Here is a 22358-nt window from a genome sequence, read left to right as displayed (position 1 = left end):
CCGAATGACTGCGACCGACCCGCGCCCCCTCGCCATCCGCAAACAAGACACCCTCCACCGCCTAGAGCACGACGTGGACGCCTGGGTAGCGACGGCCAGTCCCGACGGCACGCCGTACCTAATGCCCCTCTCCTTCCTCTGGACCGGCGAGCACCTCTTCCTGTCCACCACCGAAACGAACCCCACCGCCCGCAACCTCCGGACCAACCCAGTAGCCCAACTAACCCTCGGCGAGCTCCGCGACGTCATCCACATCACCGCCACCGCCGACCCCACCCAACCAACCCCCGCCCAAGCCCAAGCCTTCGTCACCAAAGCCGGCTTCGACCCCCGCCCCCTCCCCAACTACCCCTTCATCCGCCTAACCGCCACCAAAATCCAAGCCTGGCGCGAAGTGAACGAAATAAAAGACCGCCTCCTCATGCAAAACAACACCTGGCTGATCTGAACCAGCTGGATGTCAAGGCGCCCCAACCAGGTCCGACTGGGGAGTGTCATCAGCTCAGGCAACGAGGGAGTACGTCATGTCAGGCAACAGGATCGTGGTGTCGGTGCAGGTGTCGCTGGACGGCCGAACCGCAGGCCCCAGCGGTGAACTCGACTGGTTCACGGTCAAGGACGAACTGCACGCCCACTTCGTCACCGAACACGCCAAGGCCGGCACCTTCCTCTACGGCCGCCGCACCTACGAGGGCATGGCCGCCTACTGGCCCACCGCCGATCAAGACCCCACCAACGACCCATGGCTGATCAAGTACTCACAACTGTGGAAGTCCAAGCCCAAGGCAGTCTTGTCGAACACCCTCCAGTCCGCCGACCACAACACCACCGTCCTACCCAACCTGGACGCGCTCACCCACCTGCAACAACAAGCCCCCGGCGACCTCTACCTCATAGGCAGCCCCACCACCATCACCACCCTCGCCCACCACAACCTCATCGACGAGTACCAGATCTACATCCACCCCGTAGTCCTGGAATCCGGCCCAGCCCTCCTCCAACAACTACCCACCCGCCACCCCCTGACCCTGACCGAAACCCAAACCTTCGACCAATCAGTCACCAAACTCACCTACCACCACCCCGCCTAACAACCCGAACCCCGCCAAGCCGCAACGGCACCAGCGGAGAGGGACGGACGAGTCACAGCAACCGGCGAGCAAGAAGCCCAGCCCAGCCCCGAAACCGAACAGCGCGCCCAGCCCCATCGCGGAGCCGGACCGCGCACCCCAGCCCCAGCGCCGAACCGAACGAGCGCGCCCCAGCCCCAAGCCGGCCGATGCGAAGCGAGGCCGAAGGGGGTGCGGGTGGCGAAGCCCCCGCCCGCGGCAAGCGAAGCGCAGCCGCACAAAACGACGAAGGCGACCCGGTCCGCGCTTTCCGCGGACACGAGTCGCCTATCGACTTCGTGGGCGATACTGGGTTCGAACCAGTGACCTCTTCGGTGTGAACGAAGCGCGCTACCACTGCGCCAATCGCCCAGGCTGGTGGTGCTGGTGTTGCCTGGTGGGGTCTTGCGGGTGAAACCTTAGCGCATGATGCGGCGACGTTCTAATCGGGGCGGGCTACTCTTGGGCCAGGACGGAGACCCCGTCACGTTGGAGACGTGATTGTGACTTTCTCGCACGACACCGAGCAGGCGCTCGGCACGCTGGTCCGGCTGGTCAACACGCTGCCCGGGCCGAACAGCCAGGTCGACACGATGGGGACCTTGGAGGAGCTGGAGAAGTTCGTCCAGGAGCGGGAGTTCAGTGCGGTGGGGACGCTGACGGACAAGGACCTGGCCGATGTGCGGGATCTGCGGCCGTTGTTCTCGCCGGTGTTCACGACGGAGTCGGATGCGACGGCGGCGGCGATGATCAACGCGATCGTCGCGCGCGGTACGACGACGCCGCGGCTGACGAACCATGACGGGCACCCGTGGCACATCCATTACTCGCGGGACGGTTCGTCGCTGGCGTGCCGGATCACCGTGGAGTGTGGGATCGCGCTGGCGCAGGTGATCTCGGCGGGGGAGCGGGAGCGGCTGCGGCGGTGTGAGGCGCCGGACTGTGATGACGCCTTGATCGACCTGTCGCGCAACCGCTCGAAGCGCTACTGCGACGCGCGCACTTGTGGGAACCGTTTGCACGTCGCCGCCTACCGCGAACGCCGTAAGGCGTCGGGAGAGTAAGCAGCCCCGCTGGCGTGGGACGTTGACGTTTCGCCGGTGGGGCCCGGCTGGGGTTCCAAGGGTGTCCACGGTTGCCGTGGAGGTGGCGAAGTCTGTTCGCTGAGGGAACTGACGAAGGCGCTTCGGACCAAAGAGACATGGTTCGGGGCGCTTTCGTGCAGTTTCGCCTAGCCGGCTTCGATCACGTCGACGGCGCTGCGGCGGTCGGTGACGCCATCCGAACCGCGCCTGCCGACGCTGCGCGACTGATCCGCGTCGACCGGGCCACGGCACGTACGCCTAGGTCGAGGCGGGCCGCAACTGGGCAGCGTTCAAGCTCCGGTACGACGCTGTCGCCGACAAGGTCGAACCGATCGTCTATCGCAAATGGATGAGTCGACTGGCCGGCGTCGACGTCTTCATCCGCGAGAAGATCGTCATCGTGGCGACCTCGCAGATGCTCGATGCCTTGAAGGGCCTTTAGGGGTTGAGGTTTTCGAGTGAACGGTCCGCGAAGATCTTCATCACCTGCGCGGTGATGGAGCCCGGGGCGGACAGGTCGCGGTCGTCGACGCGGTGGATGCCCTGGACGTCGCGCGTGGTCGATGTGAGGAAGATCTCGTCGGCCTCGAAGAGCTGCGCCAGCGGTACGTCGCGCTCGGTCGCGCCGAACCATTCGACGACGAGCGCGCGCGTCACTCCGGCGAGTGCGCCCGACTCGAGAGTCGGGGTGACGAGCTCACCGTCGTACACGCAGAAGATGTTCGAGCCGGTGCCTTCGCAGAGGGCGCCGACGGTGTTCGCGAAGATCGCCTCGCTGCCGCCGCGCTCCTTGGCATGGGCGAGGGCGCGGACGTTTTCGGCGTACGACGTGGTCTTCAGGCCGGCGACTGCGCTGCGCTCGTTGCGGGTCCAAGGGACGGTCACGATGGCTGAGGTCGGCGCGGGCGGTTCGATCGCCTGGGTGGCGATCACGATCGTAGGGCCGGTCGTCCCGCGGTCCGACGAGAGCGGCGAGACGCCGCCGGTGAACGTGATCCGCAGCCGGCCGAACTTGATGCCCGGATCGGCCGCGAGCACCTCGGTGATGCCGCCCTCGATGCGTGACACGTCCGGCCCGGCCAGGCCGAGGCCGACTGCGGAGCGGACCAGCCGCTCCAGATGCCGCCGTACGGCGAACGGCTGTCCGTCGACGATCTTGATCGTCTCGAACACCCCGTCACCCGTGGTCAGCCCGTGGTCGAGCGCGGGAACCGTCGCCAGTTCACCGTCCAGCTCGCCGTTCACCCAGATCCGCATGTGCCGCTCCTTCCACCGAACACCTTAGTGCTAAGGCGAATCGCGTCCTGCTGGTGACCAGCAGGTGACGGTACGTCGTCCTGTGGGCGACCCCGATTTTTGCAGTCGGGCCAGGATGGGCTAATGTTCTTCTCGCACCGGGGAACACCAAACCGGAGCGCAGTGCGGACGTAGCTCAGTTGGTAGAGCGTAACCTTGCCAAGGTTAAGGTCGCCGGTTCGAGCCCGGTCGTCCGCTCGGAGATGGTTTTGACGGACCAAGCATTTGTGCTTGGTGGAGTGGCCGAGAGGCGAGGCAACGGCCTGCAAAGCCGTGTACACGGGTTCGAATCCCGTCTCCACCTCGAGAACCTTTTGTTCTTGAACGGACGATTGGCGCAGCGGTAGCGCGCTTCCCTGACACGGAAGAGGTCACTGGTTCGATCCCAGTATCGTCCACGAAGTCGATAGGCGACCTGTGTCCCCGGAAAGCGGGGACCTGGTCGCCTTCGTCATTTGTGCGCCTTCGCTTCGCTCGGCGCGTTGCGGGGGCTTCGCCACCCGCACCCCCTACGGCCTCGCTTCGCATCGGCCGGCTTGGGGCTGGGGCGCGCTCGTTCGGTTCCGCGCTTGGGTCGGGGCTCGCTGCGGGTTCACCGAGCGGCAGTAGCCGGCGGTCCCCATTCCACCCAACCGCCCCGTTCCCGCGCATCCGTCCGCCTCGTTTCCCGCTCCCCGCACCGATCCTCGCGTCTCGTTCCCACTCCACTCCGCACCGCCGTCCTCACGCCGCCGTGCCGTCTCGCACCGCACCGCACCGCACCGCACCGCGCCGACCGGCCGCATCGCCCGTCCACACCGCACCGCCTGGTCCCCACTGCGCCCCCGCTCGTCCCCTCGCTCTCACCGATCCTCGCGTCTCGTTCCCACTCCACTCCGCACCGCCGTCCTCACGCCGCCGCGCCATCTCGACCGCACCGCACCGCGCCGTCTCGGCCGCACGGCACCGCGCCGTACCGGCTGCACCGCGCCGTACCGGCCGCGCCGCCTGTCCTCAGCGCCGTCCACACCGCACCGCTTGGTCCCCACTGCGCCCCCGCTCGCCCCCTCGCTCTCACCGATCCTCGCGTCTCGTTGCCACTGCGCTCCGCCGCGCCGGCTCCGCCGCAGGCCGCCCCGCGTCGTTTCCGCGCGTCCGCCCCATCCATCCGGCTCGTTGCCACCGATTGGGCCGTCCCCGTTGCCCGCGCTACCGATTGCGGTTCGTCTGTCCCGACGGGACTGCGTGGCGTCGGGCCGTTCTGTTGCGGCTGGGTCTGTGTTCGGCCGCGGGGAGGGGCGGTGGAGTCGTGTTGGGCGATTTGGTGGGGTATTTGGTCGGGTTGACGGTTCTCTGGTCGTATTTCGGGGGGAGAAGGGGGCGATTTCAGGGGTTATCCGGTGAAATTGCCGCCGCGGTGGAGGGGGGTGCTGGTGCGTGCAATGGGGGTTGTACAAGAGGTCTTGAGTAACTGCGGGAGAGCGCCATGCGCGGGTGGGGAAAGCGAAGAGCCGGTGGGGTGGGGGCTAGTAGTAGCGGCGGAGGTGGGGCCAGAGGGTGGACCAGGGGGTGGTGGGGGCGTCGCAGAGGACTAGGGCGGCGCCGTTTTCGTCGTTGGGGACTTGGTTGGTGATGGTGGTTAGTTGGCGGCAGTTGGTGAAGGACTGTTCGAAGTTGAGGTTGCGGGTGAGTTCTACGAGGAGGACTGGGCCGGTTTGGGCGTCGGTGGGGTGTTCCCAGTCGGCGAAGCTCATGTGGCTGGAGTAGGCCGTGGGGAGGCCGTGTTGGGGGCCGAAGCGGCGGAGGGCGCCGGCTTCGCCGTAGTTGCCGGCGAAGAGGGTGGCGGTGGCGCGTCCGTCGGGTGGGATCTGGTTCCAGGCGTCGGCTACGGAGGCTGCTAGTTCGGGCCAGCCGATTTGCTCGCCTTGCTCTTTGTTGACCGGGATCACGAAGCTGACTGCGGATGCCGGGAGTACTGGGAGGGTGAAGACGAGGGAGGTGGCTGTGGTGAAGACCAACGCTGCCGCGCCCAAGGCGCGATGTCTGGTGATCCAGGCGAGAGCGGGTTCTGCGCCTGCGGCGATGAAGACGTACAGGAGTGGGAGGGCGTAGTAGGACTTGCCGCCTGCGGCCAGTACGACGACGCAGAGGATGGGGTAGGCGAGAGCTATCGCGCGGGGCCACTGCAGTTTCCAGAGTCGCCGGAAGCCTGCTACCCAGACGGGGAGGAGGAGTGGGGAGAGCTGGAGGATCTGCAGGGGGATGAACATGATGCGGTTCTCGGTGCCGTCGTCCTCGCTGATGCCGCCGGCGACGGTGAGTTGGGGCCAGCCGTGCTGGAACTGCCAGATGAGGTTCGGGAGTGCGATCAAGGCGGCGATCGCGATGCCTGCAGGCAGCCACCATGAACGCAGTACATGACGTGGTCCGACGACTAGCAGGGCCACAAGGAGTGCGGCGATCGGCAGGACGATCAGGTACTTGTTCTGGAGAGCGATGCCGGCGGTCAGGCCCAGCGCGAGCCACCAGCGGGTGTCGTTGGTGCGTAGGAGCTTGATTGCGAAGAGGGCGATCAGCATCCAGGCCAGCAGGTCGTAGGTCGCGGTCGAGACCAGGTGGCCGACGCCGGGGAGGAAGCCCGACACTGCGGCGCAGACCGCGGCTACTGTTTGGCCGGTTCGGCCGCTGCCGAACTCTCGGGCCAGGAGCGCGATCACGATCACGGTGGCGGCGCTGGCGAGGGTGGAGACGACGCGGAGGCCCATCGGGGTGTTGCCGAAGATGTCCGTAGAGACGCGGGCGAGCAGCGGAGTGAGGGGCGGCTGGTCGACGTAGCCCCACGCGAGTTTCTGGCCGGCGACCAGGAAGTAGAGCTCGTCGCGGTGGTAGCCGTAGCGGCCGGACAGGGCAGTCAGTACGGCGGCCAGCACCGCCGCGACCGTGATGACCGGGCGGGCCGCGAAGCGGTCGACGGGGCGTGGGGCGTTCATGGTGGGAATGCTGGCAGCCGGACCGGGCCATCGCCAGGGTCGAGCTTGGCCGTGGAGATGCTTTGATATGCCAACCGGACGGCGTGAGGGAGGACGGTCGGCATGCTGCTCTACGAGGAGATTTGCGCGCGGTTGCTCGACCAGATCCGGCGTGGCGTGCTTGGGCCGGGGGATCGGGTCGCTTCGGAGATGGAGCTGGCGGCGGAGTTCAACGTCAGTCGGATCACTTCGAAGCGGGCCTTGGAGGTGCTGCGCGAGGCCGGGCTGGTGGAGCGGGTCCGCGGCAAGGGCACGTTCGTGGTGCGGGCGCTGCCGGACCTGTCCGAGGTGACGATGCCGTTGCGAGGGCGGGTGGCGGCTCCCCGACGGGCGGCGCGGACGGTGGCGCTCGTCGTACCGGATCTGTCGGATTCGTACGGGCTCGAGTTGATGTGCGCGATCGAGGAGCGGTGCGCGGAGCACGAGACGCACTTGATCGTACGGCGGACGCACGGGCGGCAGGCCGACGAGGAGAAGGCCGTGGACTCGCTGGTGGCGACCGGTGAGGTCGACGGGCTGATCGTGTTCCCGGTGCATGGGGACTTCTACAACGCGAGTCTGTTGCGCCAGGTGCTCGACGGGTATCCGATCGTGCTGGTCGACCGGCATCTGTCGGGGATCCCGGTGGCCGCGGTTCACACCGACAACGTGGCGGCGGCGCGGGCGCTGACGTCGCGGTTGCTGGATCAGGGGCATCGGCATATCGCGTTCCTCTCGCCGCCGCCGGTGAACACGTCGTCCATCGAGGATCGGCTGGACGGATTCCGGTCCGCGTTCGAGGGTGGGCGTGGTTATGCGTACGAGCTGACCGACCTGAGGAGTACGTTGCCGGGGTCGACGACGCCGGAGGCGATCCGCGGTGATGTCGAGGTGATCCGGGCGTTCCGGGATCGGTTCCCGGAGGTGACGGCGTACTTCGCGTGTGAGTACAACCTGGCGCGGATGACGGATCGCGCGCTCGGCGGGGATCAGGTGGTCGTGTGCTTCGACTCGCCAGGTGACTCGATCGACGGTCCGCTGTTCCTGCATGTGCGGCAGAACCAGGCCGAGATGGGCCGGATGGCAGTCGATCTGCTGGTCGCTCGGCTTCGTGGCGAGACGGTGCCGAACCTCTCGTACGTGCCGTTCGAGCTTGTCGATGCCGACGGCAACGGATCGGCCACCTGACTTTCGGCAGTACTGCGGGGGACCGGCGGCTGTGTAGCGTCTCCGCCATGAAGTGGCGGCGCTGGGGTGATGTCGGCCTGTGGGTCGCGTTGAGTTTTCCTGTGCTCGCGGAGAGCGGTACCCGGCATGATCCGTGGTGGATGCAGGCGGCGTGCGTTCTGACGCTGGGTGCGGCGGTGGTGTTGCGGCGGAGCCGGCCACTGCTTGCGTTGGCGCTCGTTTCCTGGGCAGAGAGCGCTATCTTGGCGTTCTCGATCGGGACCCGGAGCGGCGTTCCGGTCGCCTTGGTGCCCGCGATGGTGTTGCTCAGCTATCTGGCCGGGCGTCGCGAGACACAGCTCCGGCACTTCGTGACGTTGTGCAGCTGGACGTTGCTCGGGGCGTTGGCGCTGTCACTGCTCGTGCGGCCGGAGGTGCCGATCACCGAGGCGGTGCTGACTTGGCTGATCGTGCTGTTGCTCGCGCTGCTGCTGGTGGTGTTGCCGTGGCTGGTCGGCCGGTACCGCGAACAGCAGTCCTTGCTCGCGTCTGCCGGTTGGGAACGGGCGGAGCGGATCGAGCGTGAGCAGCGGATGGCGGTCGCTCAAGAACGCCTCAGAGAGCGCTCTCGGATCGCTCAGGACATGCACGATTCGGTCGGGCATGAGCTCAGCCTGATCGCATTGCGGGCCGCGGCTCTTGAGCTGGATCCGGCGCTGGGCGATGAGCAGCGGTTGGCCGCCAGCTCATTGCGTGAGGCGGCCGCGACGGCGACCGAACGGTTGGGCGAGATCATCGGCGTACTGCGGGATGCAGAGGCAAGCACCGTCCCGCAGGATGAGTCGGTGGCGGCATTGGTCGACCGTGCGGCCGCGTCGGGTTTGTCGGTTGAGCTGATCGAGCAAGGCGATGCCGTGTTGTCACCGATGGTCGACCGAGCTGTGCATCGAGTCGTGCAGGAGTCGTTGACCAACGCGAGTAAGCACGCACCCGGGGGAGTGGTCACAGCGACCGTCGTGCGAGAGGGCGACCAGGTAATGGTGACCGTCACCGACACCGGTGCGCAGCGCCCGGTGCCGAAGGTGATGTCGTCGACCGGCCGCGGGCTGGACGGTCTGCGCGAGCGCGTCCGCCTGGTCGGTGGAAGTCTGCACGCGGCGCCGCGGCCTACCGGCGGATTCGAGGTCCGAGCGGTGATGCCACGCGAAGGTGGTCGCCCCGAACCGGAGGCCCCCGCAGGTAGCTCGATGGTGGAGCGAGATCGGGTACGGCGGAGCGCGCAGCGCGGTCTGGTCACCGCAGTGGTAGTGCCGCTGGTGCTGGGCGCGGTGATCGGAGTAGTTGCTTTGGGCTACTACCTGGTGGCCGGGTACAGCTCGATCCTGCGACCGCCCCAGTACGACGGACTCGCGATCGGGCAGGCGGAGAACGACGTACGGAGAGCGCTCCCTGCGATGGAGATGATCGATCCGCCGTCGGAGGCGTTCACTCCGCCGAATGGCTGGACGTGTGCTTACTACCGACCTGATGAGCCGTTCTCGATCACCTTCGCGTACCGGTTGTGCTTTGCCGGTGGGGTGTTGGTGGAGAAGGCAGTGGTACAGAGTGGTTCGGTTCCACCGACTCCGGAGAGCACGCGATGACGATCAGGGTTCTGCTGGCCGACGACGAGATGATGGTCCGGGCCGGCGTGAAGGCGATCCTCGGGACCGACGAGGCGATCGAGGTCGTTGCCGAGGCCTCCGATGGGTTCGAGGCCGTTGAGCTGGTACGACGGCATCGGCCGGACGTCGCCGTACTGGACATCCGGATGCCGCGGATGGACGGGCTGGCGGCCGGTGCGGAGATCCGGCGGACGGTCCCGGAGACGGCGGTGGTGATGCTGACGACGTTCTCCGAGGATGCGTATATCGCCCGGGCGTTGGGTGATGGGGCGAGTGGGTTTCTGCTGAAGTCGGGGGATCCGCGGGAGCTGATCGCCGGACTGAAAGCTGTCGCGGAAGGTGCTGCTTACCTGTCGCCGCGCGTTGCGCAACGGGTGATCGCCGAGCTGAGTGGTGGGTCGATGGCGCGCGCCGTTGCGGCGAAGGAACAGGTGGACGGGTTGAGTCCGCGCGAGCGCGAGGTGCTCGGCCTGGTCGGCGCCGGGATGTCGAATGCCGAGATCGCGCAGCGGCTGTTCCTGGTCGAGGGAACCGTGAAGGCGTACGTGAGCGCGATCCTGCTGCGACTCGCGGTGAAGAACCGGGTGCAGGCGGCGATCGTTGCCTACGAAGCCGGATTGGTGACGACCTGATCGCCGCCGATGGCAGGAACCTGCGACGCTCCGGGTCGTGACATGGCGTGGACACCGGGTCATGGGATAGTGGGACACCCGAGGACCTCACCCTCGGATCGACACACCAGCCTGTGGGGCGGCCACCGCCCCTTCTCACAGAAATCGGGGACCCAGGTCGTGACCGACTCGCACAACTCCGGACAGCACAAAGACCGGGAAGCGGCGGCGGCCGAGGTCCGGAGAATGTGGCAGCCGACGCCCTCCTGGACCCAGCCGGACCCGAACTCCGAGCCCGCCACCGACGAGGTGGAGGAGACGCCGGACGCACTGTCCGAGGACTTCCCGGGCGACTCGTGGTCCCGTCCCGCGGGTCAGCCGGCTCCGTGGGAGAAGGCGCCCCCGAGCCAGTCCCAGCCGGAGCCCCCGGCTCAGCCGACGCCGTCCTGGACCCAGCCGGCCTCGACCGAGCCCGCAGCGTCCTGGACGCAGCCCGCCGCCGAGAAGCCGGACTTCAAAGACGACGAGACGGTCGACGAGGTGGAAGAGCCCGAAGAGGCCGCGCACGGTAGCCACGCCGCCCCGGTCGAGGCATCAGCCGCATCCGAGGTGCCGAGTGCACCCGCCCACGACTCGGGTCCGGCCGGTGCTCCGGTGCCGCCGCAGACCCCGGTGTTCGGCGGACAGTCGTTCAACGTCTCCGGGCCGGCCTTCGGGCAGGGCACTCCGCCGGCGGCGCAGAGCCCTCAGCACCAAGGCCCCCAGCAGGGCCAGCAGGGCCAGCCCCTGTCCCCGGCGGCGCAGCACTTCTTCCCGCAGGGGATCCCAGGTCAGAACGTTCCGCAGCAGCGCGACGTCTCCTACCGCACGGACGAGCTGATGCAGGCGCTGCCGTTGCCGCGCGAGGCTCCGGCCGAGCGTGGTGTGCGCAGCGTCCTGCGGCTTCGCCCGGGTACGACGGAGCGCACCGAGCGGATCGCGCGAGCGACTGCCGCGACCGCGTTCCGTCGTCCGGTCACGATCGTGGTCGCGAACCCGAAGGGCGGCTCGGGCAAGACCCCGACCACGCTGCTGCTGGCGGGCGCGCTCGGCCAGGCGCGTGGTGGCGGTGTCGTGGCGTGGGACAACAACGAGCTGCGCGGCAACATGCACCTGCGCACGCACGACACGAACGCGCGCTCCACGGTCACCGACATGCTGCAGGCGATGGCGATGCTGACTCAGCCGGATGCCCGGCTGGGTGACGTCGCGGCGTACCTGCGGCACCAGGTCTCGGGCCAGTACGACGTGCTGACGTCGGCGACCACGACGTACGCGCAGATCGAGGCGAAGGACTTCGACCAGATCCACCGCCTGCTCAGCCGCTTCTACAAGGTGCTGGTGATCGACACCGGCAACAACGAGGGCTCCAGCAACTGGCGCGAGGCGATGAAGGCGGCCGACGCCCTTGTCATCCCGATCAAGTGGAAGAGCCTGTCCTGCGCGGCCGCCGTGCAGATGCTCGAGGAGCTGGACAACCAGGGTCCCGAGGCTCAGCGGCTGATCCGCCGCGCGGTCATCGCGGTCTCGAACGGTCCGGGTGACGTCAACCGCGAGGTGGAGAAGCAGCTCCGGCCGTACTTCGAGTCCCGCGCTGCGGCGGTGGTCGATATCCCGACCGACCAGCACATCGCTGCCGAAGGTCCGCTCGACCACTCGGCCCTCCAGCCGGCCACCCGCCGCGCCGGCCTCGAGCTGGCCGCCAAGGTGTCGGAGCAGATCACCATCGCGCTGAACGTCCCGCGCTAGTCACGACAACTCAACTGCACCCCAAGCTCACCTTGAGCCTGGGGTGCAGTGTTGTTTCAGCCGGCTTCGATCAGTTCGGGCTCAGGCTCGACCTGAGGTTGAGGGCCACGCTTGCGGAGGTAGTGGCGCACGACCTCGACGATCACGGTGACGCCGAGGGCCAGGCCGATGCCGAGGACGACGCCCTTGAGGGGGTTGTCCTCGAAGGCTTTGCCGCCGATGTAGCCGACCAGCGTGCAGTAGAGACCCCAGCTGATGGCGGCCAGGGCGGCGTACGGGGTGAAGCGGCGGAGGGGGTAGCGGACGCTGCCCATGGTGAGCGTGACCGCGGTGCGGCCGCCGGGGATGTAGCGGGCGACGATGAGGACGAGGCCGCCGCGGTCGGCGAGGGCGCGGCGGGCCCACAAGATGGCGGTATGGCGTTTGGTGCCGGGCTTGACGCGGTCGAGCATCCGGCCGCCGGCGCCGCGGCCCAGCCAGTAGGAGAGATGGTCGCCGATGAACGCGCCGAGGGCGGCGGCCACGATGACGCCGTACAGGTTGGGGTGGCCGATGGAGGCGGCGAAGACGCCGGCTGTCACGACCAGGGTCTCGCTGGGGATGGCGGGGAAGAAGCCGTCCAGGGCTGCGAACCCCCAGACCGTCACGTAGATCCACCAGGAGGACATCAGTTCTTCGGCGAAGTGGAGCAATGCGTCGGCCATGACACGACGGTATGAAGGACACACCCCTGCCCACATCGGACGAGAGACGGGAAGCACCCCCTACTTTCGTCAGGGATCCGCGTACGCCGATACCATGCGTGCGGGACCGGCAGTGGGCCGGTCGTAGGCGAGGAGTGCACCGTGTCGGAAGTCAAGGTCCATCTGGTCGGCGTCGAGGGCGAGGCTGAGCGGAGTGTGACCGAGACGACGACGATCGGGGAGCTGTTCGCCGAGATCTTCGGTCAGGACCGCTCCGCCATCGCCGCGCGCGTCAACGGTGAGCTGCGGGACCTGTCGAAGATGATCGAGGACGGCGACGAGATCGAGCCGGTCAAAGCCGGCTCCGACGACGGCCGCGCGATCATCCGGCACTCGACCGCGCACGTCCTGGCGCAGGCGGTGCAGGAGCTGTTCCCGGACGCCAAGCTGGGCATCGGCCCGCCGGTCGAGAACGGCTTCTATTACGACTTCGACGTCGAGACCCCGTTCACCCCGGACGATCTGGGCAAGCTCGAGAAGAAGATGCAGCAGATCATCAAGGAGCGGCAGCGGTTCAGCCGCCGGGTGGTCAGCGACGACGCCGCGCGCGAGGAGCTCAAGGCCGAGCCGTACAAGCTCGAGCTGATCGGCATCAAGGGTTCCGCGGCCGACGCCGCCGAGGGCGCGAGTGTCGAGGTGGGCGGCGGCGAGCTGACCATCTACGACAACATCCGCCGCGACGACACCGTCGCCTGGAAGGACCTGTGCCGTGGCCCGCACGTCCCGGCCACCGGGTACCTGGGCAACTTCAAGCTGATGCGGACGGCAGCGGCGTACTGGCGTGGTTCTGAGAAGAACCCGCAGCTGCAGCGCATCTACGGTACGGCGTGGGAGTCGCGCGACGAGCTGAAGGCGTACCTGACCCGCTTGGAGGAGGCCGCCAAGCGTGACCACCGCAAGCTGGGCAACGAGCTCGACCTGTTCAGCTTCCCCGACGAGATCGGCTCCGGCCTCGCGGTCTTCCACCCCAAGGGCGGTGTGCTGCGCAAGGTGATGGAGGACTACTCCCGCCAGCGCCACGTCGAGGACGGCTACGAGTTCGTCTACTCGCCGCACATCACCAAGGGCCAGCTGTTCGAGACCTCCGGCCACCTGGACTGGTACGCCGATGGCATGTACCCGCCCATGCACCTGGACGAGGAGCGGGGCGCGGACGGGCAGATCCGCAAGCAGGGTCAGGACTACTACCTGAAGCCGATGAACTGCCCGATGCACAACCTGATCTTCGCCGCGCGGGGTCGCTCGTACCGCGAGCTGCCGCTGCGGCTGTTCGAGTTCGGCACGGTCTACCGGCTGGAGAAGTCCGGCGTCATCCACGGCATGACCCGGGCCCGCGGCTTCACCCAGGACGACGCGCACATCTACTGCACCCGTGAGCAGATGCGCGACGAGCTGAAGAACCTGCTCACGTTCGTGCTCGGCCTGCTCGCCGACTACGGCCTGGACGACTTCTACCTCGAGCTGTCGACGAAGAACCCGGAGAAGTTCGTCGGGTCCGACGAGGTCTGGGAAGAGGCGACCAACACGCTGCGCGAGGTCGCCGAGGGCTCGGGCCTGGAGCTGGTCCCGGACCCGGGCGGCGCCGCGTTCTACGGCCCGAAGATCTCTGTCCAGGCCCGCGACGCGATCGGCCGGACCTGGCAGATGTCGACGATCCAGCTGGACTTCAACCTGCCGGAGCGGTTCGAGCTGGAGTACACGGCTCCGGACGGTTCGCGGCAGCGGCCGGTGATGATCCACCGCGCGCTGTTCGGTTCGATCGAGCGGTTCGTCGCGGTCCTGGTCGAGCACTACGCCGGCGTCTTCCCGCCGTGGCTCGCGCCGGTCCAGGTGGTCGGCATCCCGATCACCGACGGCCACGTCGACTACCTGTACGACGTCGCGCAGCAGCTGAAGGCGCAGGGGATCCGGATCGAGGTCGACGGTTCCGACGACCGGATGCAGAAGAAGATCCGCAACGCGCAGAAGTCCAAGGTCCCGTACATGCTGATCGCGGGTGACGAGGACATGGCGGCCGGGTCGGTGTCGTTCCGGTACCGCGACGGGTCGCAGAAGAACGGCGTACCGGTGGCGGATGCGATCGCCGAGATCGTCGAGGCCGTGCAGAAGCGCACCCAGGTATGACGGACACCCCGGAGTCGCCGTACCAGCCGGAGGAGCTGGTGCGGCAGGACGGGGTCGGGGCGGGCGATCCGTTCCTGCGGTTGTGGACGCCGCACCGGATGGCCTACATCGAGGGTGAGAACAAACCGACGAGCAACGACGCGGGGTCGGGCTGCCCGTTCTGCCGGTTGCCCGGCTTGCCGGATGCCGACGCGTTGATCGTGCATCGGGCCGAGGCGGCGTACGCCGTACTGAATCTGTACCCGTACAACCCGGGGCATCTGATGCTCGTCCCGTACCGGCACGTGGCCGACTACACCGAGCTGACCGCGCCTGAGGTTTCCGATATCTCGGCGTTGACGCAGCAGGCGATGCAGGCCGTGCGGGCGGTGTCGGACGCGCACGGGTTCAACATCGGCATGAACCAGGGCGAGATCGCCGGCGCCGGGATCGCGGGTCACCTGCACCAGCACGTCGTACCGCGCTGGTCCGGCGACGCGAATTTCATGCCGGTGATCGGGCAGACGAAGGTCCTGCCGCAGTTGCTCGCGGACACCCGCGCGCTGCTCGCGAAGTCCTGGCCCACGGCCTAGCGCAGGAACAGCGGCATCATCTGGTCGACGATCGCGGTCAGAGCGTCGAGGCTGACTTCGCGCGGTGGGGTGGTGAGGGCTGTGACCCGGACGACGCGGCGGCCGAGCCGGAAGACGAGCTCGCCGTCCTCGGGTAGGTAGTACCCGGGTCGGCCGACGGGCGCGTTCCGCGGTGGTGGGACGCGTTGGGACTCGGGGATGGTCGACTGGTCGAACGCCTCCACGATCGACACGGTCGCGTCGTACGTGCCCCAGATGCAGGTCAGCGCGCCGTGCACCCGATAGTCCCGCCGCAACTGAGCCGCAGCACCCATGAACTTCTCGGCCGCCGAGTTCGACAGCTGACACGTCGCGTCGGTCTGCCGGCCGTTTCGAAGCACACCCGGTACGGCGTCCCGCGCGGCCAGCGCGATCGTCACGGCCTTGGCGCGGTCGAGGCCGTCGGCGCGACCCTGGTCGATCCCGCCGGCCGGGGTGATGCGGACGGCGTGGTCCCCGGTGATGAACACGATCCGGGACTCGGTGATCTGCGCCTCCGGCCCGAGTTCGGTCAGCGGGGAGATGTGCCCGGCGCCGGTGAGCAGGCGGCTGAGTGCGTCGGGCTGACGGGGGAGCGCGGTCACGCCGACTGTGACCGAGCGGCCTTCGACGAGCAGGGTGCACAGGTCGAGAGCGGGGAGACCGCCGTCGTTCCAGGCGAAGGGCTTGGCGGTGACCGGGACGCTCAACCGCTTCGTGAGGTCGCCGGCGATCGTCGTACAGACCTGTGGTCCGGGAGCGCCCGACGTACCGTCGAGGCCGGAAGCTTGTGGGGGAGCGATCACGGTCGGTACGCCGGCCGGTACGGGCGGCTCGGACGGCCGGGCGCGATCGGCGTTCCGGGCCACCGAACAGCCGGGCACGACGAGTGCGACGAGGACGGCGAACAGGGCGATTCGCATGTCTCACCTCCCGGGCGGTTGAGTCCAGGATCACTTGTCGAAGGGTGGCTGTCATCCGATGGTGATCAGGAGCGGCTACGATCACCGACGCCATGCTTAACAGATTCCGGCATTTCTGGACCTTGGTGATCACGCCGATCGCCAACCTCCTGCTCAAGCTCGGCGTGAGCGCCGACATGGTCACGCTCGTCGGCACCGTTGGGGTGTCCGCCGGTGCGCTGATCTTCTTCCCCCGCGGTCACCTCTGGCTGGGTGCGGTGGTGATCACCTGTTTCGTCTTCTCGGACCTGATCGACGGGTACATGGCCCGGACGTCGGGGACGTCGTCGAAGTGGGGGTCCTACCTGGACTCGACGCTGGACCGGATCGCCGACGGCGCCATCTTCGGCGGCCTGGTGCTGTTCTACGCGAACTCGCACGCCGGCAACTCGACCCTGATGGCGTCGGTGACGCTGTGGGCGCTGGTGATGGGTGCGGTCACGTCGTACGCGCGGGCCAAGGCCGAGAGCCTCGGGTACAAGGCGAGCGGCGGTCTGGCCGAGCGCGCCGACCGGCTGGTGTTCACGCTGGTGGTCGCGTTCTTCTCCGATCTGTTCAACCTGCCGATCCTGCTCGAGATCGTGATCTGGTACATCGCGGTGGCGAGCACGATCACCGTCGTGCAGCGGTCGCTGTCGGTGCGCAAGCAGGTCCGGGAGAACCCGGAGAGCGCGGGTCTCGACACCCCGCCCCCGGCCGACCCGAAGAGCTGATCTGTGGAGGCACTCCGCCAGCGGGCCGTGGACCTGGCGTTCGCGCTCGCCTGGGCCGTCGTACGCCGCCTGCCGGAACGAGCCGTCACCTGGTTGTTCCGGCGCGCGGCGGATCGCACGTACCGCGCCAACGGTCGTGGCGTGCAGCGGCTGCGGAGCAACCTCGCGGTGGTCTGCCCGGAGGCGAGCGCGGCCGAGCTCGACGAGCTGACCCAGGCCGGGATGCGGTCGTACCTGCGGTACTGGCAGGAGGCGTTCCGGCTGCCGGACTGGACCGACGAGCAGATCGTCGGACGGGTCCGCACGGTCAACGAGAAGCTGCTCCGCGATGCGCATGCTGCGGGCAAGGGCGTGATCTGCGGCCTGCCGCACCTGGCGAATTACGACCACGCAGGCGCCTGGGCCGGCCGGACCGGGATGCCGGTGTGGACGGTCGCGGAGCGGCTGAAGCCCGAGTCGCTGTTCGACCGGTTCATTGCCTACCGCAAGCAGCTCGGTATGTCGGTGTTGCCGCTCACCGGCAGTGAGGTCGACGTCACGGGCGTCCTGGCCGAGCATTTGCAGGCCGGGCAGTTCGTCTGCCTGGTCGCTGATCGCGACCTGTCGGAGCGCGGCGTACCGGTCACGTTCTTCGGTCGTTCGTCGCGGATGCCGGTCGGCCCGGCCGCGCTGAGCCTGAAGACCGGAGCCCCGCTGATCCCCGCCACGCTGCATTACGACGGTCCGGACCTGGTGATCACCTTCCACGACCCGGTCGGCGCCGAAGGTGGGGCCGCCGCGATGACGCAGCGCTGTGCTGATGCCTACGCGCGGGGGATCGCTGCTCACCCCCAGGACTGGCACATGTTGCAGCGGATTTTCCTGGACGAGTGACAATCGTTTCGTGAGGATCGGCGTGGTGTGCCCGTACTCGCTGGGCATGCCCGGCGGTGTGCAGAACCATGTCCGCGACCTGGCGGAGGCGCTCCTCGACCTCGGTCACGAGGTCTCGGTCCTGGCGCCGGTCGACGACAACGAGGTCCCCCCGTACGTCGTTTCGTCCGGTCGCGCCGTCGGGGTCCCGTACAACGGGTCGGTGGCCCGGGTGACCTTCGGGCCGCGGACTGCCGCGCGGGTGAAGAGCTGGCTGGCCGAAGGCGACTTCGATGTCGTCCACGTACACGAGCCGACGACACCGAGTGCCTCCATCATCGCGCTCTGGTCGGCGGGCGGTCCGTTCGTGGCGACGTTCCACACCTGGCAGGTCCGGTCGCGGGCGATGAGCGCGGCCTCGAGTCTGCTGCGGCCGGCGCTGGAGAAGATCGATGCGCGGATCGCGGTCTCGGAGAATGCCCGCTCGATGATGGTGCAGCATGTCGGCGGCGAGGCCGTCGTGATCCCCAATGGTCTGTACACGGCTCGCTTCAAGGGCAGCCCGCGCCAGGAGTGGCAGGGTGACGGCACGATCAGCTTCCTCGGCCGGCTCGATGAGCCGCGCAAGGGGCTCGGCGTCCTGCTGAAGGCGGTCCCGGCGCTCGTCACCAAGCGGCCCGGCCTGAAGGTACTCGTGGCCGGCGCCGGACAGGCCGACGAGGCGTGGCGGTCGCTGCCGTTCTGGTGCCGCGACAACGTGCTCTTCCTCGGGATGGTCGACGACGAGGCCCGCGCCGACATGCTCGCCGGTTCGGACGTCTACATCGCGCCACACCTGGGCGGTGAGAGCTTCGGCATCGTCCTGCTCGAGGCGATGGCGGCCGGAGCGCCGGTGCTGGCCAGCGACCTGCCCGCGTTCAGGCAGGTCCTGGAGAACGGCCGGCTGGGCGACCTGTTCGAGCCCGGTGACGTCAGCACACTCACCGACCGCATCCTCCACCTGCTCGACTCACCAGCTGATCGCGAACGACTCCGGTCCGCCGGACTGACCGCCGTACAGGCTTATGACTGGTCGGTCCTGCTGCCCGACCTGATGGCCGTCTACGAACTCGTCGCCCGCCGCTAGGCCTAGGCCAGTTGGGCGCCGACCGCCCTGATCTCGTCGAGGTCGCCTTGGTGCGGGTGCCAGGGGAGGACCATCGGGTCGTTGGGGTAGCGGGGGATGACGTGCAGGTGGGTGTGGAACACGGTCTGCCAGGCGTCGGGACCGATACAGCTGAGCAGGTTCGCGCCGGTGGCGCCGTCGAGGCGGTCGATGACGCGGCTGATCAGCGACTGGGCCAGCAGGGTGATGGCGGTGAGGTCCTCGGGCGCGGTCTCGCGGAGGTCGGTGGAGTGTGCGCGCGGAATCACCAGCAGGTGACCGGGGGTCGCCGGGGCGATGTCCATGAAGGCGATCGCCCGCTCGTTCTCGCCGACCTGGGTCGACGGAATGGTTCCGGCCACGATCCCGCAGAAGAGACAGTTCTCGCTCATCGGGCCACAGTATCGAGTGTGCCGATCTCCCGTACGGCGGTTTGTGGCCGTGATGTCAGAATGACTGCACCACCCACGAAGTTGAGGAGCCCGATGCCGGACGAGGTACTGCGCCCGAGCGCGGGGACTGCGGTGAGCCCGTGGATGCTGACCCGGGTGATCTACATCGCGATCCTGGGCGGGGTGCTGCCGGTCACGTGGCTGGCGTTCGTGAACAGCGGGCGGCTCGGGGTCGCCGACTCCAAGCGTGGGCTGATCGTGACGGTCGGCCTGGCCGGGATGGTGATCGAGTTCTTCGCGGTCGGGTTGCTGATGCCCGACGGTGGAGCGTGGTGGAAGGCGCTGCTGCCGATGCGGGTCGTCGCGGCACTCTGTTACTACGTGCAGTACCGGATCCAGCGGCAGCCCGATCGGTTGTTCCGGTTGAGCGGCCGCGAGTACGCCGTACCGTTCGGAACCGGGAACCTGGCAATGGTGGCGATCGGTGTGTTCACCGAACTGATGATCGCGGTGGTGGCGAGCTCATGAGCGACGAACTGCTCCGGCCGACGATCAGTGCGGCCGTGGATCCGGCGGTGCGGCCGTGGCGGCTGACCACGCAGGCCTTCGTGGCGTTCTTCGGCGGCGTGATCGCCGGGACGATCATCGCCTGGCTGAACAGCGGCCGGCTCGGCGTCGAGCGCGGCAAGCGCTGGCTGATCGCGGGCACCGGCGTGGCCGGACTGGCCGCGGTGATCGCGATCTACGCGCTCGTGAACGGCGACGGTGAGCGGACGTCGAGTCTGCGGATCCTCGTCCGGGTGATCGCGGTGCTGTGCATCCTGGCGCAGATGCGCTGGCAGCGGCCGATGGACCGGGCGTTCCAGCTGCGCGGGACCGACTACCACTCGATGTGGGTGCTCGGTCCGATCCTGGTCGTGGTCTGCGCGGTGGCCGAGGCCCTCCTTCTCGCTCTGGTGGTGACGTTGTGAACGAGCCGACCGAGGCCCGCCTGCAGATGGCCGGTCACTGGCTGCAGATCGGTCATCCCGAGCGGACGCTGGACGAGCTCCAAGGTCTGTGGGGTGATGCGGCCGTCGACTTCCGCGCCTACCTGTTCTGCGGGGCCGCGCTCCACCAACTCGACCGGAACGCGGAGGCGATCGACGTACTGAAGGACGGCCTGGCGTTGCACGGGCCGTTCCTGCCGCTGCTGCAGGTGCTCGGGTCCGCGCTGCGCTCCGAAGGACGGTTGCCCGAGGCCGAGGCGGCGTACCTGCAAGGTCTGAGCCTGGACCCGAACGACCCGGACCTGCTGATCGGCTACGCCCGCGTCTGCCTGACGGCCGGCCAAGCCGAGAAGGCGAGTGCGCTGGTCGAGCGCGCCGCCTCGCATGCGCCGGAGAGCGCGGTCGTGTCGGCTGCCCGGGCCGAGGTCGCGTTCGCGCTCGGCAAGGATCGGGACATGCGCCGGCACAGCACCGAGGCGCTGTCCCACGATCCGGAGGATCCGCACGCTCGCGCATTGCACGGTACGGCGTCGATGCTGACCGGGGACGCGCGGTCGGGTTACGACTCGCTGGCCTCGGCCGCCGCCTCGCAGCCCGGTGACCAGGACCTGCGCGCGGCCGCCCGCGAGGCCAAGCTGATCAACCATCCGCTGATGCTGCCGCTGCGGCCGTTCCAGCGGTTCAACCCGCTGATCGTCTGGATCGGCGCGGTCGCGATCATCTACGGCCTGCGCGCCGCCGGTCTCGCGCCGCTGTCGTTCGTGTTCGCGATGGTCTGGCTGGGGTTCTGTATCTATTCCTGGGTGGTGCCGTCCCTGCTCCGCCGCTACCTGAACCGAAAGTGGGGCTCATGAGTACCGAGCGCATCGACGCACTCCGCAAGGCGGTCGACGCCAACCCGGACGACGTGCTGCTGCGGCTGGTCCTCGCCGAGTCGCTGGCCTCGGCTGAGCATGTCGAGGAAGCGCTCGACCAGTACGTCGTACTGCTCGACAAGGACGGTCTGCCCGAGGACCAGTTCGTGCCGGTCGGGGAGTTGGCCGCGACCAACGGACGACTCGCGCTGCTGCGCAGTCTGCTGGAGACGGCGCGGCAGAAGGGCGTGGTCGAGGGAACCGGGCGGCTGCAGCAGCTCGTCGACGAGATGATCTCCGAGCGCAGCGGCGTGAAGATCAAGGTCGGCCCGGAGGCGGAGACGCCGTTCGAGGCCGATACCCGCAAGGAGACCACGACCTTCGACCAGGTCGGCGGCATGGAGGAGATCAAGCGGGTCATCCACCGCATGGTCATCCTGCCGCTCAGCCGTCCCGAGCTGTACGAGAAGTACGGCCGCAAGTCCGGCGGCGGGGTGCTGCTCTACGGGCCGCCCGGTTGCGGCAAGACGCTGCTCGCTCGCGCGACAGCGGGGGAGTGCGGGCTGCCGTTCATCAACGTCCGCATCGAAGACGTGATGGACCCCTATCTCGGCGTCTCCGAACGCAACCTGCACGCCGCCTTCGAGCGGGCCCGCGCTAATGCACCGTGCGTGTTGTTCCTCGACGAGCTCGACGCGCTGGCCTTCGCCCGGCATAAGCACGGCGGGTCCGAGGCGCGCCGGCTGGTCGACGTACTGCTGCAGGAGCTGGATGCGATCGGCTCCGAGAACGACGGCCTTTTGGTGCTGGCGGCAACCAATGCGCCCTGGGACGTGGACGAGGCGATGCTTCGGCCGGGCCGGTTCGACCGGGTGATCTTCGTGCCGCCGCCGGACGAGCCGGCGCGCGCCGACATCCTGTCCGTCCTGGTGAAGGACGTGCCGGCCGACGGGCTCGACCTGAAGGCGATCGCCGGGCAGACGCCGATGTTCAGCGGCGCCGACCTGCGCGCGCTGATCGAGCGCGGCGTCGACCGGGTGATCGACGAGGCCCTGGCCAACGGCGGCGAACCACCCCTGGCCATGCGTCACCTCACGGACGTCCTGACTGCGGTGAAGCCGTCCACGCTGGACTGGCTGCACCGCGTCCGCTCCTACATCGAGTTCGCGAACCAGAGCGAGCGGTACGACGACGTCGCGTCGTACCTGAAGTCCCGCGACGTCCGCCGCCGCCTCAACCGCGACACCAAGAGCTAACGTCCGAACGATCGGAGGGCCCGTCTCCGGTT

At 68.2% G+C, this 22358-nt stretch carries 21 protein-coding genes and 4 tRNA genes; 19 read left to right on the top strand and 6 right to left on the bottom strand.

From position 1 onward, the window contains the following. Positions 1–4: 4 nt before the first annotated feature. Positions 5–448, top strand: coding sequence for a pyridoxamine 5'-phosphate oxidase family protein (locus tag ACIA49_RS23525; protein WP_396379451.1), 444 nt, complete (start codon positions 5–7; stop codon positions 446–448). Positions 449–524: 76 nt separating this feature from the next. Beyond that, complete coding sequence (locus tag ACIA49_RS23520) at positions 525–1091, top strand: dihydrofolate reductase family protein (RefSeq protein ID WP_396379449.1); 567 nt, start codon at positions 525–527, stop codon at positions 1089–1091. A gap of 318 nt (positions 1092–1409) precedes the next feature. Here the strand turns inward: ACIA49_RS23520 and ACIA49_RS23515 are convergent. Further along, positions 1410–1481: transfer RNA gene (locus ACIA49_RS23515), tRNA-Val, on the bottom strand. 125 nt (positions 1482–1606) lie between these two features. Between ACIA49_RS23515 and ACIA49_RS23510 the strand changes: the two genes are divergently transcribed. After that, entirely contained in the window at positions 1607–2173 is a 567-nt protein-coding gene (locus tag ACIA49_RS23510; RefSeq protein WP_396379448.1) for a CGNR zinc finger domain-containing protein, read from the top strand. Positions 2174–2632: 459 nt separating this feature from the next. Here ACIA49_RS23510 and ACIA49_RS23505 read toward each other — a convergent pair whose 3' ends face one another. After that, positions 2633–3451 carry an aminotransferase class IV gene (locus ACIA49_RS23505; protein WP_396379447.1) on the bottom strand — a complete coding sequence of 273 codons (819 nt, stop codon included), beginning with the start codon at positions 3449–3451 and terminating at the stop codon, positions 2633–2635. Between the two features lie 164 nt (positions 3452–3615). On the opposite strand from ACIA49_RS23505, the gene ACIA49_RS23500 reads away from it, so the two are divergent. From ACIA49_RS23500 to ACIA49_RS23490, 3 genes are all read left to right on the top strand, one after another. Next, positions 3616–3688: transfer RNA gene (locus tag ACIA49_RS23500), tRNA-Gly, on the top strand. 35 nt (positions 3689–3723) lie between these two features. After that, positions 3724–3794, top strand: a tRNA-Cys gene (locus tag ACIA49_RS23495). Positions 3795–3816: 22 nt separating this feature from the next. Continuing rightward, positions 3817–3888: transfer RNA gene (locus ACIA49_RS23490), tRNA-Val, on the top strand. Between the two features lie 1107 nt (positions 3889–4995). Here ACIA49_RS23490 and ACIA49_RS23485 read toward each other — a convergent pair. After that, a complete protein-coding gene (locus ACIA49_RS23485; RefSeq protein WP_396379446.1) occupies positions 4996–6459 on the bottom strand; it encodes a glycosyltransferase family 39 protein in 1464 nt (487 codons plus the stop codon). Between the two features lie 102 nt (positions 6460–6561). On the opposite strand from ACIA49_RS23485, the gene ACIA49_RS23480 reads away from it, so the two are divergent. The 4 genes from ACIA49_RS23480 (at position 6562) to ACIA49_RS23465 (ending at position 11707) form a co-directional block, all read left to right on the top strand. Further along, a complete protein-coding gene (locus ACIA49_RS23480) occupies positions 6562–7665 on the top strand; it encodes a GntR family transcriptional regulator (RefSeq protein WP_396379445.1) in 1104 nt (367 codons plus the stop codon). A 47-nt stretch (positions 7666–7712) separates the two neighbouring features. Further along, entirely contained in the window at positions 7713–9287 is a 1575-nt protein-coding gene (locus tag ACIA49_RS23475) for a sensor histidine kinase (RefSeq protein WP_396379444.1), read from the top strand. After that, positions 9284–9940: a response regulator gene (locus tag ACIA49_RS23470; protein WP_396379443.1), complete on the top strand. Its 657-nt coding sequence runs from the start codon at positions 9284–9286 to the stop codon at positions 9938–9940. The genes ACIA49_RS23475 and ACIA49_RS23470 overlap by 4 nt, the downstream gene beginning before the upstream one ends. Positions 9941–10099: 159 nt before the next feature. Continuing rightward, positions 10100–11707, top strand: a complete 1608-nt coding sequence (locus ACIA49_RS23465) for an AAA family ATPase (protein WP_396379442.1) — start codon at positions 10100–10102, stop codon at positions 11705–11707. Between the two features lie 56 nt (positions 11708–11763). Here ACIA49_RS23465 and ACIA49_RS23460 read toward each other — a convergent pair whose 3' ends face one another. Next, positions 11764–12411, bottom strand: a complete 648-nt coding sequence (locus tag ACIA49_RS23460) for a DedA family protein (protein ID WP_396379441.1) — start codon at positions 12409–12411, stop codon at positions 11764–11766. A 141-nt stretch (positions 12412–12552) separates the two neighbouring features. Between ACIA49_RS23460 and thrS the strand changes: the two genes are divergently transcribed. Together thrS and ACIA49_RS23450 are read left to right on the top strand one after the other, a co-directional pair. After that, positions 12553–14574, top strand: a complete 2022-nt coding sequence (thrS, locus tag ACIA49_RS23455) for a threonine--tRNA ligase (protein ID WP_396379439.1) — start codon at positions 12553–12555, stop codon at positions 14572–14574. Continuing rightward, positions 14571–15146 carry an HIT family protein gene (locus ACIA49_RS23450; protein ID WP_396379438.1) on the top strand — a complete coding sequence of 192 codons (576 nt, stop codon included), beginning with the start codon at positions 14571–14573 and terminating at the stop codon, positions 15144–15146. The genes thrS and ACIA49_RS23450 overlap by 4 nt, the downstream gene beginning before the upstream one ends. Here the strand turns inward: ACIA49_RS23450 and ACIA49_RS23445 are convergent. Continuing rightward, complete coding sequence (locus ACIA49_RS23445; protein WP_396379437.1) at positions 15143–16087, bottom strand: hypothetical protein; 945 nt, start codon at positions 16085–16087, stop codon at positions 15143–15145. The genes ACIA49_RS23450 and ACIA49_RS23445 overlap by 4 nt on opposite strands. A gap of 92 nt (positions 16088–16179) precedes the next feature. On the opposite strand from ACIA49_RS23445, the gene pgsA reads away from it, so the two are divergent. The 3 genes from pgsA to ACIA49_RS23430 are packed head-to-tail and all read left to right on the top strand — an operon-like array spanning position 16180 to position 18817. Continuing rightward, complete coding sequence (pgsA, locus tag ACIA49_RS23440) at positions 16180–16839, top strand: phosphatidylinositol phosphate synthase (protein ID WP_396379436.1); 660 nt, start codon at positions 16180–16182, stop codon at positions 16837–16839. A gap of 3 nt (positions 16840–16842) precedes the next feature. Next, complete coding sequence (locus ACIA49_RS23435) at positions 16843–17712, top strand: phosphatidylinositol mannoside acyltransferase (RefSeq protein WP_396379435.1); 870 nt, start codon at positions 16843–16845, stop codon at positions 17710–17712. Between the two features lie 10 nt (positions 17713–17722). Next, positions 17723–18817, top strand: a complete 1095-nt coding sequence (locus tag ACIA49_RS23430; protein WP_396379434.1) for a glycosyltransferase family 4 protein — start codon at positions 17723–17725, stop codon at positions 18815–18817. Positions 18818–18819: 2 nt separating this feature from the next. On the opposite strand, the gene ACIA49_RS23425 is transcribed toward ACIA49_RS23430, so the two are convergent. Then, positions 18820–19227 carry an HIT family protein gene (locus ACIA49_RS23425; RefSeq protein WP_396379433.1) on the bottom strand — a complete coding sequence of 136 codons (408 nt, stop codon included), beginning with the start codon at positions 19225–19227 and terminating at the stop codon, positions 18820–18822. Positions 19228–19320: 93 nt separating this feature from the next. On the opposite strand from ACIA49_RS23425, the gene ACIA49_RS23420 reads away from it, so the two are divergent. The 4 genes from ACIA49_RS23420 to ACIA49_RS23405 are packed head-to-tail and all read left to right on the top strand — an operon-like array spanning position 19321 to position 22326. Then, entirely contained in the window at positions 19321–19755 is a 435-nt protein-coding gene (locus ACIA49_RS23420) for a hypothetical protein (RefSeq protein WP_396379432.1), read from the top strand. After that, positions 19752–20198 (top strand): hypothetical protein, encoded by a 447-nt coding sequence (locus ACIA49_RS23415; RefSeq protein ID WP_396379430.1) that lies wholly within the window; start codon positions 19752–19754, stop codon positions 20196–20198. Before ACIA49_RS23420 ends, ACIA49_RS23415 begins: the two co-directional genes overlap by 4 nt. Next, positions 20195–21070 (top strand): tetratricopeptide repeat protein, encoded by an 876-nt coding sequence (locus ACIA49_RS23410; protein WP_396379428.1) that lies wholly within the window; start codon positions 20195–20197, stop codon positions 21068–21070. Before ACIA49_RS23415 ends, ACIA49_RS23410 begins: the two co-directional genes overlap by 4 nt. Further along, positions 21067–22326, top strand: coding sequence for a tetratricopeptide repeat protein (locus ACIA49_RS23405; RefSeq protein ID WP_396379427.1), 1260 nt, complete (start codon positions 21067–21069; stop codon positions 22324–22326). Before ACIA49_RS23410 ends, ACIA49_RS23405 begins: the two co-directional genes overlap by 4 nt. Positions 22327–22358: the final 32 nt, after the last annotated feature.

Origin of the sequence: Kribbella sp. NPDC051587 (assembly GCF_044453945.1) — a bacterium.
Classification (GTDB): domain Bacteria; phylum Actinomycetota; class Actinomycetes; order Propionibacteriales; family Kribbellaceae; genus Kribbella.
This window is presented reverse-complemented; position numbering and strand designations above follow the sequence as displayed.

Bases quoted from the DNA above. Each gene is read 5' to 3' on its own strand.
- ACIA49_RS23525 (WP_396379451.1), top strand. From the start codon at position 5: ATGACTGCGACCGACCCGCGCCCCCTCGCCATCCGCAAACAAGACACC.
- ACIA49_RS23520 (WP_396379449.1), top strand. From the start codon at position 525: ATGTCAGGCAACAGGATCGTGGTGTCGGTGCAGGTGTCGCTGGACGGC.
- ACIA49_RS23505 (WP_396379447.1), bottom strand. From the start codon at position 3,451: ATGCGGATCTGGGTGAACGGCGAGCTGGACGGTGAACTGGCGACGGTT.
- ACIA49_RS23485 (WP_396379446.1), bottom strand. From the start codon at position 6,459: ATGAACGCCCCACGCCCCGTCGACCGCTTCGCGGCCCGCCCGGTCATC.
- ACIA49_RS23480 (WP_396379445.1), top strand. From the start codon at position 6,562: ATGCTGCTCTACGAGGAGATTTGCGCGCGGTTGCTCGACCAGATCCGG.
- ACIA49_RS23475 (WP_396379444.1), top strand. From the start codon at position 7,713: ATGAAGTGGCGGCGCTGGGGTGATGTCGGCCTGTGGGTCGCGTTGAGT.
- ACIA49_RS23470 (WP_396379443.1), top strand. From the start codon at position 9,284: ATGACGATCAGGGTTCTGCTGGCCGACGACGAGATGATGGTCCGGGCC.
- ACIA49_RS23460 (WP_396379441.1), bottom strand. From the start codon at position 12,411: ATGGCCGACGCATTGCTCCACTTCGCCGAAGAACTGATGTCCTCCTGG.
- ACIA49_RS23450 (WP_396379438.1), top strand. From the start codon at position 14,571: ATGACGGACACCCCGGAGTCGCCGTACCAGCCGGAGGAGCTGGTGCGG.
- ACIA49_RS23445 (WP_396379437.1), bottom strand. From the start codon at position 16,087: ATGCGAATCGCCCTGTTCGCCGTCCTCGTCGCACTCGTCGTGCCCGGC.
- pgsA (WP_396379436.1), top strand. From the start codon at position 16,180: ATGCTTAACAGATTCCGGCATTTCTGGACCTTGGTGATCACGCCGATC.
- ACIA49_RS23425 (WP_396379433.1), bottom strand. From the start codon at position 19,227: ATGAGCGAGAACTGTCTCTTCTGCGGGATCGTGGCCGGAACCATTCCG.
- ACIA49_RS23420 (WP_396379432.1), top strand. From the start codon at position 19,321: ATGCCGGACGAGGTACTGCGCCCGAGCGCGGGGACTGCGGTGAGCCCG.
- ACIA49_RS23415 (WP_396379430.1), top strand. From the start codon at position 19,752: ATGAGCGACGAACTGCTCCGGCCGACGATCAGTGCGGCCGTGGATCCG.
- ACIA49_RS23405 (WP_396379427.1), top strand. From the start codon at position 21,067: ATGAGTACCGAGCGCATCGACGCACTCCGCAAGGCGGTCGACGCCAAC.